This is a genomic window from Bradyrhizobium sp. 159 (assembly GCF_023073795.1).
Lineage (GTDB): Bacteria > Pseudomonadota > Alphaproteobacteria > Rhizobiales > Xanthobacteraceae > Bradyrhizobium.
This window is the reverse complement of the sequence record NZ_JADPKE010000067.1, coordinates 43,984-56,016: the sequence shown is the minus strand read 5'-3', so window position 1 is coordinate 56,016 and position 12,033 is coordinate 43,984. Positions and strand designations below refer to the sequence as shown.

Here is a 12,033-nt window from a genome sequence, read left to right as displayed (position 1 = left end):
GTCTTGAGCGCATATAAATCGCAGGTCCAGGCAGACGTTGGCGAGCACTCAATGCGAGGCACTTTCGCATCGACACGCAACACCGATCCGCTGCATTGATCTTCCGAGCATTTTTGCTTCAACGCGTCGCGCAAAGCTCCTGGTCAGGAGTCCGGCCGATCGCGCACTCAATGCGTTCGCGCATAGCTGGATCGATATCTTTGGCGCCGAGCAACTTTGGCGCCGGCGGCTCTTGCATTTGAAGAGCTGGTCTATCCCAGCTAGCGCAACTGCAGAGCCCCAGAGTAGCGAAGAGAGCCGAGCACGAAAGCAAACAAAATGAACCCAAGCGCCACCGCACTGCCTTACGAGGTGAATTCATGCGGTCCTTCTTGGATTGACTGCTGCGCCTGTGAATCGGCTGCAAGGAACGTGTTGCTGAGTTCCTCGGACGGCGCGTGGTCGTCCTTTGCAGCTGCGAGTGTAATGGATCCAACAGGCTGGATTGTGAAGTCCGAGGCAAGGTCCTGATAGGATAGAACAGCAAGATCGATCCCATTACGGGTGAGAAAGCCGCGGACAAAGCGTCGTATATCCATCGAAGCAAGGATAACGGGCCGGATCTGCCCCCGAACTACGTTCGAATGGATCTGACGCATTTTTGAGAGCAGCGCCTCGCTTTGCCCGTCGCTCAAAACCAGGTAGGGTCCTTTGGCAGTCTCTCGAACCGCGCTGCGCACGATATCCTCGGTTTGACGTTCGATGATAAAGACCGGAACGACGCGGTGTGCGTTGGCATACCGGTGGCAGATTTGCCGTCTCAGACCGGAGCGAACATGTTCCGTGAGCAAGACGACGTTTTGTTCACGTCCGCTCCATTCGGCTAATGCTTCCAAGACCAGCCGTGTGTTCCGGATCGGAATACCCTCCTCCAGGAGGCGCCGCAAGACGTCGGCTACTTTAGGGATCGGCGTCGTACGCAACACCTCCTTGACCAGATCGGAATATTCCGTCTCCATGCGAGCCAGCAACTGGCGCGTCTCCTGGATACCCACCAAGCACTGTGCATAGCGGGTCAACGCCGAATGGACGCGCAAGGCCAGGATTTCAATGGGACGGTGGTGCCCGATGCCGGCTGCTTTGAGAGCCGGTGCATTGCTCTGTTCAATCCAGATTTGATCCGTCTCCCGGTCATGCCGAAACGGGATGCCACTCAATTCAATGTTGGCCGGATCGTCGCGGAGTGCGAGCTGCGTTGGATCAATTAACTCCTGCTCGACGGGCACGCCCTCGACATCCACCCTGTACTGCAAGTCTGGCAAGCGCTCGTCGACCTCGATGGGGATGCGCGGAATTGTGATGCCGAGATCAGACGAGATCAGTCCCGAAACGCGTGCAATGTGCTGTTGCAATTCTTCTTTGTCGATCGCCCGTGTCAGACTTGACGCAAGGAACAATGCGATGGGAAGCGCCTCCGCAGGCACGGTTTCCTTGTTAGACTGTGTGGGAGCCGGGCGAGAGATATCAGCGCTTTTCTTGCCGCTTTGGGTCCCACCGTCGGCAAAGCTCGCTGCCGCAAAGACTGCAGCCAAGACGAGAAAGACAGGGAGCGGAAAACCCGGAATAGCCCCCATTACAACGAGGACGCCGGCAGACAGCCGCAATGCGTGCGAGTTTGCTGTGAGCTGGTTAACGATGTCGGTCCCAAGATTGAGCCTTACAGCCCCATTTACTCGAGTGATGATTGTCGCAGCTGTAATCGAGAGCAGCAGCGAGGGAATTTGTGAGATTAACGCATCACCTATGGTCAGCAGGGTGTATTGATGCAGCGCCGCCTGGAAAGACATTCCCTTGGAGAGCAGGCCGATGGTGATCCCGCCCAGCATGTTGACGCAGATAACCACCAATCCTGCGATGGCGTCGCCCTTCACGAATTTCATGGCGCCATCCATAGCCCCGTAAAGCTGACTTTCTTTCTCCAATGTAGCGCGCCGGCTGCGGGCTTCATTCTGATCGATATGGCCATTGCGCAATTCCGCATCGATTCCCATCTGCTTGCCTGGCAGAGCATCGAGCGTGAACCGCGCCGCCACCTCGGCCACGCGTTCAGCCCCCTTGGCCACGACGATGAACTGCACCATGGTCACGACTAAAAATATGACAATGCCGACGACGATATTTCCCGATATGACGAAATCACCGAACGTGCGAATGATGCTGCCCGCATCCCCCTCAGCCAAGATCAGCCGCGTCGTTGAGACGGTGAGCGCCAGACGGAATACCGTGGAAATCAGAATGACGCCTGGCAAGGACGAGAACTCAAGTGGAGTGCTAATATAGAGAGCGACCATCAGCAGCAATATGGCGAAGCCCAGATTGAAGCCGACGAGCGTATCAATCGCCACTATCGGGATCGGCATGATCATCATGCCGACCGTCAGAAGCAGCATCAACGCGACCATCAAATCGGAGCTGGCCGACGCGCGCGCAATGATCTTACGCAGGACGCTGGTCATGGGGACCTTCCGATCGTTGATTGATCAGGCCAGTGCTCTCACGCAACGAGACATAGCGTTGGAAAGCGGCGAGCGCCTCGTCTATGAGGCCGGCCCGCCGCAGGGCGTGGCTACGCAACAGCATCAAAGAGATACGCGCCGAGGGTTCGTCATCAAGTGCGTTCAGTCTATCTAGGACCTGCAACGCCTCACCTCCGAGGCCTTCCAAGATGAGGGCATAGGCGAGAATCCGTAATAGATCGACATCTCGCGAGTCGTTGCCGACGATGAGTCGCAAGAGAGCCACGCATTCTGCGCTCTGCCCACATGCAAGGTGAAGATAGGAAAGTGTACAGAGCAAATCGCGCTCCTGTCCGGAACTCAGTGAGACGTTATCGGATTCGGAAACGTTGGTCGTCCGTTGCGCTCCATCGGAGTTGAACATTGTTAGGCTTCGATTAAGCTATTCCGATTCTGGCGGAGCAGCGCTAGCCAGTGCAGTCCCTGCCGTAGGACGACGATACCGTCCCCCGCCATCGAATCCGCAGGCGCGGCCGCCAGTTTATGGACGAGACGTTCCAGAACAATGCTATACCGCTCTGCCCGCAGCATGTCCGGATGACGTAGGCTTGGAGTGACGAAGGAGAGTAGATCGTGCGCGATATCGCGGCCGTAGAGCGATGCCACCCCAGCGGGCTGCTCGATCTCATAAATGCGAGTGCGCATCTCGTTGAGACTGACACGCCAGACTGCATCAATATCTTTGGCCTCCGATGCGGCTTCGATCGCTACATCCAGCGACATAGAAGGCGTGTTCAGCTCGCCCCAGATCGACGCACGCTCCTTCTCGCCATTTGCACGAGCACCGTCCGCCTCACCTTTATTGGGTTGGATGGTCGGCCCTATCACTGGTTCATGATGGTCCTCGCTGAGTGTCTGCGAAGCAGCGCCAGGCCCGACATCGTAGCGGGAAACCTTTGACATGACGATCTCCTTATCCTTCCTTCGGGCCAGGAAAGCCTAATACGGAACGGCAACAACGCGGCCATTGCGGCTTAGCAGCACACGCCCATCCTCGATTCGAGTGACCGCCCATCCCTCGGCCAAGAGAGCGCCGACGAAATACTTCTGCCCACCGACAAGCAGATAGGGCTGGGATCCGCGCGAAACAGCTTCGATCGCGATTGAGGATGGCTGCTTTTCCTCCTTGACGATCACTCCGTTCACCAGTGTGACCGCACCGTATGTACGACCATCGAACCATTGCTGGAGCTCCTGCCATTTCGCAACGGTTGCAGGCGTGACTTTTCCCTCAGCGCTAACAAAACCCGGCCCCGAACCAACCCTGATATCGAGCAGGCCCGCCTTATCAATTTCCTGTTTCAGCACTTCGGCTGCAGCCTGAGCTCGCCGATCGTCAGGCCGGTTCGTGCCCAGCTTGGGTACAAGCTCTGCGGCAGGCGGCGCAATGCCGGTCGGTGCACTTCCGGTGGCTTTGAAGAAAATGGTCGAGAGACCGCCTACACCAAGAAAGCTGAGGAGCACGAGGGCGAGAGCTGAGATCCAAACGCGCGAGAGGCTGATCGACCGAGCCTCAACTGCATTCTGCATCGACCAGCGAATAGACATGGCGCCCGCACGAATGACGGCGGGAAGAAAAAGAACAACACGTTCACCTGCGGCAATATCCCCTTCGCCCTCTGGGGTGCTTACGGCTGCAAGAGCCTCAAGCTCGATTGAATTGCCAACGAGGGTGATACGTAGGTGATGCGGCTCAAGCCCTTGTTCGACGAAAACCATATCCGCGTCGAGGCCGCTACCGATAAGGCTCGTTCCGGCAGCCGCCTTCCCGCTTAGCCCGACATAAGGTCCCGACAGTACCTCGAAATGTAAGGAGGCGGCCTCATTCACGGACAATTCTCCGAACCATGACGAGCACGGCAGGGCGATTGGTCGCACGACTCATTCCTAGGCCGCACCACTCACATCACCCGATGACGGGAAAGGCGGAGCGACGATTCGCCCCGCCTTTGACCGTTATCCGTTGACGCGCTCGCTGGCCGCCTTCCTCTCACTCGAGAGCTCGGTCGTCAGTGCACGCAACCGTATGTCCTGCACCATGGCCTGCTGGTTAACCGCCTTCAATTCGTCGATCAGTTTCTCGAAAGTACCCGTCCCACCAACGTTATCGGCCGCCGAGCTACCGGAACTCGCGGACTTGCTATCAGTCTTGCTATCAGTCTTGCTATTTGCCTTGCTGTCATGGGTGTCGTGGGTACCACCAGTAGAAGAGCTAGTAGAACTTGTTTTGGTCATATCGCTTCACCTTCCGTTTTTTTGCCGCCATCAATGGCAACACTCCACTGACGTCGAAGAACCGGCGTCAGGTATCCTCTTCTGTTTCAGCTATAGCTTCGCGAAGATTTGACATGTTTCGCTCCATCGCCTGCATCGCGACGCTGGCAAGAACCGAACCGAAAGCCGATTCGAACTTCTGACGATCAGTTACCGACTGCGAGCTGCCACTGTCAGAATTGGTATGGATCACGCCTTCGATTGCCCCGGCCATCTGGTGCCTCTCACTTCAATTCCGCCAAAACGGTGGCATCACCACCGAGCGATTCACATTGCTTACGCTACTGGGACTAGCTGTCGAGAAGCTGACGAGAATGAGAACAACCTCACTATCGTCAACGTCAACCCAGCTGAGAGCGCGCATTCGCAGGTACATGCCGCGACTGCCACCGCGCGAATTTCTCGGCCCCACTTTCAATCTCTACATTATGCCGACGAGCGCCAGATCGCGGCGCCTGCCCGACGCACCTCATCACATTGCTCGATCAGCAATGGTGTGATGGCAAGTCAGAGGCAAAACCGCGCGCAGTTGGAAATGCTACCGCGGGAATCGGTGGTGATGTTGTTTCGTGGCTCCACAGCGATCGTCATTCGGGACTGACGACCGCAGGCGCCTGCTTTGCGAAAGCGTCAGAGCAGCTTTGTGCCTGCACATGCTCTGAGCCGGAGATGAGTTTCATGAGCACGATGACGCCTCTCCGGGATGTTAAGACGACCGACATTGGCTCGTCCTGCTCCGTCTAAAAGTCGTCAGCTTCTCGAAAGCTCGCCCCCTTAACATGAAAGCTCGATCTTACGACGCCGACGCCAAGTATTTACCGCAATGGAATGGAATGAACCTAATGCAGCTCAACAGCGTTTCGCTGCCCGCCAGTGCAGATCCAGCTCAGTTCGGGCTTGTTCCGGGGGCTTCGTCGGCCTTGGGATCATCCGCGCAGACCCCCGGCCAGATTCGGCAAGGCGAACCTTCGATGTTCGAGGCAATCGTGTCCATCTGCTCGCGGGAAGAGAAATCCGACGTTCCCTCCACGCCGCCGGATGTGCTGCAATCAGAGCTACAGATCCCGCAGGATTCGCTGGACCAGTTGTCAGCGCACGCGAAGGCGGCGATCGAGGCGGTGATGAAGGATCCGTTTCTTTCTTCCTCGGTCGATTCTTCCTCGGTCGATTCCTCGTCGGTCGACTCCCCTAGTGCAGACGCATCGGCGACAGCTGCTCCATCGCCTGACGTTCCGAGCACTCCGGTGCCAAGCTCTAGGATCACGTGGGACGGCGGCACGCTGACCAATGCCGAGTTGCAGATCGTGGCAGTGTTGAACCGGCACAAAGACCAATGCCCACTCAGCTGGGACTCGCTGGCAGCCAAGGCCAGCGATCCCTCGACGCCCCCGGATCTGAAGGAGGCGATCGACGGACTGCGACGCGATCCAGAGCTCTTCTATGCGATTGGCTCCCAGGGGGACGGCCGCTGCGGCGGCAAGATCAAGGCCAAGGATCTGTCAGAGTTTTCCGCCAGCCATTCGCAGGTTGCTACATTCCAGGAGCAGCAAGCGCATAGCTACGAGCAGAACTATATTCCATCCGACGGCACCTCGAATGGACAAGCGTCGGTCATGACCTTGAATGATGCATTGCGCGAGTTTTACAAGTATTCTGACTACCTGCCCAAGAGTTTGAGCCTTGACGATTTCAAGCGGATCGTCGACGGCAACGCCGACATCGGTAAGTGTCCGCCTCAGCTGATCGCGGCGGCTCAACACTTCCTCGATCACCCGGACGCCTGGAAGCAGTTGTGCGGTGGTGCGACTGATAAAATCCACAAGGAAGACTTCTTGCAAGTCGCCTCGTCGTCGATGAATTCCACGCAAAGCGAGCTGAACACGCTCGACACGATCAACAAGAATCAGAATGCCTTCTTCGGGGACGGCGACCTGACACGACACAAGTTGGCGAGTATGGTGGATGACAAGACTCTCGACCCGAAGATACGAGAAGCGGCATCGCAACTGCTCTCGGACCCGCTCTTGTTCCGTTTGCTAAACAATTCGATTACGGGCTACAAAACCCATCAGGAGTTCTTCGACTTAGGCGGCGGGCATACGGTCGACTCTGGTAATATCAGCAACAACGACTTCAGGCACTTCTATAGCAACATGTCACCTGCGAACCATACCGTTCAGCAGATCAAGACCCATGTCCCCAAGACCGCCGCTGAACAAAATGCAGTCACAGATATGGTGATGGGGGTATCCGACCAACCCGATGTCGCGTCTCCGAAGAAGAATGGCGGGGTCCTCATGCATGCGGTCGATGACGTAGCCAAGGTGGGCTCGAAGGTGCTCGACTGGGAGGCCACGGCAGTAGGCCTGCTCGGCGTCATTCCGGGACTGGGCGAGTTGGCCGATGGCGTATCGATGGTGCTCGAGCTCGAGTCGCAAGCATTGAGCCTTCTGCATACGGGCATTAGCGGGGGTGATATGAAACAGGCCCTGAAAGAGGCTGGCCTTAATCTTGCGGGGCAGGCCATTAGCTTTGTCGCTGGGCCCGAGGTCAAATTCGCGCTGCGCGAGGGCCTCGCAAAGGAGATGCTCGAACAGACCGCGCAGTTCGGCCTCGATACGGCGATCTCGAAAGTGCAATCCTATGCCGAGGACCATTTGGACGACCTGAAGGCACGCCTTACCGAGCCCATGCAAGCCGCAGGCGTTCCGAGTCAGGTCGCTACGCCGCCGTCGTCTCAGACGGTGGCCTGAAAGGCCAGTTTTGCGGGTAAGGTGCGGATTCGTATCTACCTTTTCAGGGACGGAGGCTTGCACCTTCTGCACCGCTCGACAGCACGGCGTCGAGAAACTCGGTATGTGCCAGGTCGTCAGGGCGAAGCCGCCACTTGGCAAACGGCGGCGGAAGAACGCGCGCTGCACTCGAGGCGCACCCCAAGCACCTGGCGCCACTCTTCTGAGAAGCCGGGTCCGCAATTTGAACAGGTCGATAATTGGAGTTTCTGCCTGAAAGCGGCGATGATCGCCGCGAACAGGAGAGACCAAGAACAGACGAACCGCGCAGGAATCACAGCCCGGCTTTCAAGGCGAAGGTGGCGCTTGCCGCCGTCAACCGACCGGACGACAGGCCAATTGGCCGAGCACTTCGACGTCTACCCCCTCAGGTGACGGCCCGGAAAGCTCAGCTTGAGGGGGCTTCTGACGTGTTCGGCGCGGGGCCTCCGCGACGGTAGCGGCCGCGGTCGACGTAAAGTCACTGCACGCGAAGATCGGCGAGCTGACGCTGGAGAACGATTCCTAAGAATAGGCAGCACCTACTTTGGGCTCCAACGGCTGGGGAACAAAGCCGAATGCCTTGGCATGCCGATGCAAATTATTGACCACTCGCGTCCGGTAACGCATCTAGTAAGACGAGGCCCGGGATAGACATAGTCCATTCCATCGCATAGCGTTGTAGAACAGAACTGCGATCTTGCGGGCCGTGGCGGTCACGGCCTTGGCCTTGCCGATGCGCGCTGAGAGCCGCCAAAGGCGCCGAGCGCGGTGTCTGTACGGCCCACGGTCACGGCAGCAAGGCGCAGAAGTGCCGCCGCCCTACCGCCGGATCCGCGCCTTCGGGACGAGAGCATTCTGCCGCCGAAGACCCTGTTCTTCGGCGCCAGTCCCAGCCAGGAGGTAAAATGCTTTGCACTTGGCCAAGGGACATGTCGTCGCCGCATTCAGCGATCAGCTTCAGCGAGAGGTAAGGACCGACGCCGTCGATCGTGGTGATGCTCTTCCCGAACAACGCGAACAGCGCCACGCGGACGTTCGTAAGCTAGGGCGTTCGCCTGATCGGTTCGATTCCGACGCGCCTTCAACACGGCTTCGATCCGGGGCGTCGCAGACAGATGCTTTCTCGCGGTAGGCGTCCTAAAGCGCAAGTGCCTGCTCGAGCGCAAACAGACGCTCGGCGCGATAGCTTCCGGTGAGCGCCTTCACGATCGTCTCCGCACTAGCGTGGCAACTGTAAATGGCGCAAGCACGCCAGCGCCTCAGGATCGCGCTCGCCGGCAAGGATCGCGCGGATCAGGCGCAGCCGGTGGCGCCGGTGATGTCGGCGAGACGTGGTGGAGTTGAAGCCAACTCCGTCAAGGCCTTGTGCATATGCTTGACGTGGGAGGCCGCGTACCCAATCAGACGCTCGCGCTGGCGCACGTAGGATCGCAGCTCCGCAATCAGTCCTTTGGGCCGAAAGCCGGCTCGCGACCGTCCAAACGAATGGAGCCGCTGCGGCCACTGCGCATCGGTGATATCGGGCTGCCTCGAGCATTGGCACCACTTCTGACTCAAAACACATCGGCCAACCGGTCCGGCCGGCGACGGCCGCGCCCACCTTTCTTCTGCGATGGTAGGCGGGGTTGTTCTCGGTCCGATACGCGGTTGACGGACTAAACGACGCCTTGGCGGCGGCCACTGGCGGGCTGACGGTACTTCGTGTAGAGCCTTCTGTCGTTGCCGCCTGTGATGCAAGAAGTTTCTGACCCGTTCGGCGTGTGGACGATGCGGTCTTCTGTCAGGCCTTCCTTTACGGCGTCCTCAGAAGCCGCTGGCCGGTATGGTGATCCGCGGATCAAGTCCAATTCTCATCTCCGAGCACCTCGGCGCTTCGGCTCTAACTGGTTTTCCTGATCCAGATCTGTTCGATCGTTCCGCCCATTAGGGTCGTCGCCTGCTCGCACCCTTCACCAACATCAGGCTCTTTCGTGCCGCATTCGTCATGATGCCGTCACTGCCTGCGCTGGGTTCCCGATAATCCACCTTCCGATTGGCCTGGCCCAAATCGTCCGAGCCATCTTGGTCGCGAAGGCGATCGCCACGAGCATGCGCGGCTTCCGCGAGAGCGCTTCGGCGAGCACAAGAGCTGCGTTTGCGCTCAGGCAATCTACCACTTCGCCGGCGGCCCGACCGTCGTCCGCCAATAATCCCAGCAGAGCTGGCTCGAGACCGGAAGACGAGCCGCGGGCATGTAGTCGATGGCTCAGCTCCGGCTGCCTGTCTTTCCGACTCGGCTTCGGAAGGCGGAGCTTCCATGAGTTCGGGCGCGGCGCGCCCCTTCCTACGCCAACCGCCGATCAGGCGCTCGTCGAACGGCAGTGCCACGTAGCAGGTGACGTCATCCGGAGTCACTCTCGCGATCGCGTTGCGCGCCACGCGCCCACCCGAATATCCGGTCGACACTGCGTGCAGTTCGCTGCCTCGGACTGGGAGTGCCACCAGGTCGAGCAAGCCATCCAGCGCACGAGACGCTCGGGCGGTGGAAGTCGCTTTCCTCGCGGCGCGCTCGACGCCTCGGCGGGTCCGAGTGTCCCGCATCGTGTTCCCCTTGCGACGCGCCGCTTGCACCAGTCCGGCACCTCCGCGCCTCGTTCTGGGTGGATAACGTGGAAGCCTGCATCGCGCAACGCCTCGACGATACGCGGTCGAGCTGCCCAAAGGGGTGGCGGGATTTTTCCTTTATGCGCTGGCGTCAGCTCACGGACAGCTAAGCTGTCTATCAAGCGGGTAAGGTCTAACGACCTGAAACAATGCAAGATGTATGATCCAGGTGCAGTCGTCATGTACGGTCGAGTTAACAATTGGCCCGATATTCCGGCCGAAGAAAGATATCATCGGGCAGCCAACGCTGAGGAAGCGGGTGCCGAAAGCCAGGGCTTCGCCGATGCGTTCGCTAGAACGCGATTGCAGGAGTCTGCTGGCAGCTCACCTTCGCAACCGAGTTATTCCCTCGTTCGGAAACCTCCTGTGGTCGAGATCGACAGAGCTACGTTCAGGACTGAAGTGAGGACCTTTCATGGCGACGCAATCAACCGCATCGCCAACAATCCACACGAGTACTCGGAATTTGTATCCGCAAGAGCTAAGCGCACAGCAGAGGTCGCTAAGGAATACGGTATCAGAAGAGATTCAGAAGACGCCCGATATTACAGCTACCAATTAGGAAATGTGAGCGTCGGCCTCCAAAGAACGGAGGCCGGATTCAACATGACTGAGTTCGAAAGCGATAAGTGGCGAGAACAGTTCCCTGGACGAAGTGAAGTCACCTCAATTGTGGATTTTCAGGTTGCTCATCCGCTTGTCGCAAACGCCGGCGATATTCTGCTCGAACATCAACTTCGGCAAGACGGCGAACGACCATTGGTGAACTGGCGTCCTGCTAATGCAGAAGCGAAGGCCCGCGCAAAGACAATGGGCTTCGTTGAAGTGGATGAGGACGACATGGTACTTGACCCCACTCAGTCCGCCCAGTGGACAAAAAACAGCCTTGGTGAATGGCAGCGCGCAACTAAATCTCAGCTTTATCTCTCCAAGGTCGACAGTGATACTGAGGTTGCAGCAGATTCCGAAGAGGATGGTGACTTCATGTAATGCCCAGATCCGCTGGCATTCATGTGTTTGGGCAGGCGGTGGAGCAAGGAGCGAAGGCAAACGGACAGCTGCGGAAAAGGTCAAGCCTCAGCCGAGCGAAACCGACAATTCGACTGGATCCGCGAGGTGCTTTGTAACAAGGCACCAATGTTCACCATCAGGCCGGTCCGAAGTGATTTCGCCGTTTGATGCGCCAATCTGAGGGAGATAAGGTGTCTCGGCCAAGTCGAAGACACCAAATCAGGAGAGATGTCGAGCGAATTGAGCCACAGCAGCCATGCGCTCTGATCCTGGCGCTAAGCTCTGCGCCGCTGCCGCCGACCTTACGCCTTGAACTGCTGCGGTTTCCAGCGGGCGAAAGTCTGCCGTCCGAGGCCACCGCACAAACCTGTCCATGGGCTGCGAGATACCAGACACCGGTGTTTCCAAGTCCCTTAGGCATCAACGTCTGCTCGGCGAACATCCGCTTTGCGCAATCGGGTTGAAAACTCGAGCTTGCGAACAGCCGAAAGCGCGCATTCACTCAGGTATAGAAGCCTGGGATGAAGCAATGATTGGGCGAACAGCAAGCGCATCAAGCGACCCATCGTAGGCATGAAGGCAGATCTCTGGAAGAGCGCGGACCACCAATCGCCGGGCCTGAATCACTTCCGGAGAAGCGCACCGCTTTGGGACCAGCAAAAAGTAGCCGATCATCGGCGCCAGGCAGATATCAGCTAGCCAACTCATTGCCGTCTGCTCGATCAGAGACAAGCCGCGATCGAAGCTTCTCTTGCGCACCAGGTGCCGCTCTGTCA

General features: G+C 58.2%; 9 protein-coding genes and 2 pseudogenes. 3 read left to right on the top strand and 8 right to left on the bottom strand.

Annotated elements, in window-relative coordinates:
• Window positions 1-344 precede the first annotated feature (344 nt).
• The 6 genes from sctV to IVA96_RS18585 all read right to left on the bottom strand — a co-directional run bounded on the left by sctV (window position 345) and on the right by IVA96_RS18585 (window position 5,043).
• Window positions 345-2,495, bottom strand: coding sequence for a type III secretion system export apparatus subunit SctV (sctV, locus tag IVA96_RS18610; RefSeq protein ID WP_247418548.1), 2,151 nt, complete (start codon window positions 2,493-2,495; stop codon window positions 345-347).
• Window positions 2,476-2,919, bottom strand: coding sequence for a histidine kinase (locus tag IVA96_RS18605; RefSeq protein WP_247333091.1), 444 nt, complete (start codon window positions 2,917-2,919; stop codon window positions 2,476-2,478). Before IVA96_RS18605 ends, sctV begins: the two co-directional genes overlap by 20 nt.
• Window positions 2,920-2,921: 2 nt before the next feature.
• On the bottom strand, window positions 2,922-3,458 hold the full coding sequence (locus tag IVA96_RS18600; protein WP_247418546.1) for a hypothetical protein: 537 nt from the start codon (window positions 3,456-3,458) through the stop codon (window positions 2,922-2,924).
• Between the two features lie 36 nt (window positions 3,459-3,494).
• Window positions 3,495-4,385, bottom strand: coding sequence for a hypothetical protein (locus IVA96_RS18595; protein WP_247275816.1), 891 nt, complete (start codon window positions 4,383-4,385; stop codon window positions 3,495-3,497).
• Between the two features lie 126 nt (window positions 4,386-4,511).
• Window positions 4,512-4,790 carry a hypothetical protein gene (locus tag IVA96_RS18590; RefSeq protein WP_247418545.1) on the bottom strand — a complete coding sequence of 93 codons (279 nt, stop codon included), beginning with the start codon at window positions 4,788-4,790 and terminating at the stop codon, window positions 4,512-4,514.
• A 67-nt stretch (window positions 4,791-4,857) separates the two neighbouring features.
• Window positions 4,858-5,043, bottom strand: coding sequence for a hypothetical protein (locus IVA96_RS18585; RefSeq protein ID WP_247275818.1), 186 nt, complete (start codon window positions 5,041-5,043; stop codon window positions 4,858-4,860).
• 628 nt (window positions 5,044-5,671) lie between these two features.
• On the opposite strand from IVA96_RS18585, the gene IVA96_RS18580 reads away from it, so the two are divergent.
• Window positions 5,672-7,582, top strand: coding sequence for an HrpF/NolX family T3SS translocon protein (locus IVA96_RS18580; RefSeq protein ID WP_247418540.1), 1,911 nt, complete (start codon window positions 5,672-5,674; stop codon window positions 7,580-7,582).
• A 248-nt stretch (window positions 7,583-7,830) separates the two neighbouring features.
• Window positions 7,831-8,123: pseudogene (locus tag IVA96_RS18575) on the top strand (transposase); the annotation flags it as partial.
• 267 nt (window positions 8,124-8,390) lie between these two features.
• On the opposite strand, the gene IVA96_RS18570 reads toward IVA96_RS18575, so the two are convergent.
• Both IVA96_RS18570 and IVA96_RS18565 read right to left on the bottom strand, forming a co-directional pair.
• The gene (locus IVA96_RS18570; protein WP_247418538.1) at window positions 8,391-8,630 is read right to left on the bottom strand and encodes a hypothetical protein; all 240 of its coding nucleotides are present in this window, start codon (window positions 8,628-8,630) and stop codon (window positions 8,391-8,393) included.
• 495 nt (window positions 8,631-9,125) lie between these two features.
• A pseudogene (locus IVA96_RS18565) lies at window positions 9,126-9,372 on the bottom strand (hypothetical protein); the annotation flags it as partial.
• 1,030 nt (window positions 9,373-10,402) lie between these two features.
• Between IVA96_RS18565 and IVA96_RS18560 the strand changes: the two are divergent.
• Complete coding sequence (locus IVA96_RS18560; RefSeq protein ID WP_275974762.1) at window positions 10,403-11,236, top strand: effector protein NopP; 834 nt, start codon at window positions 10,403-10,405, stop codon at window positions 11,234-11,236.
• Window positions 11,237-12,033: the final 797 nt, after the last annotated feature.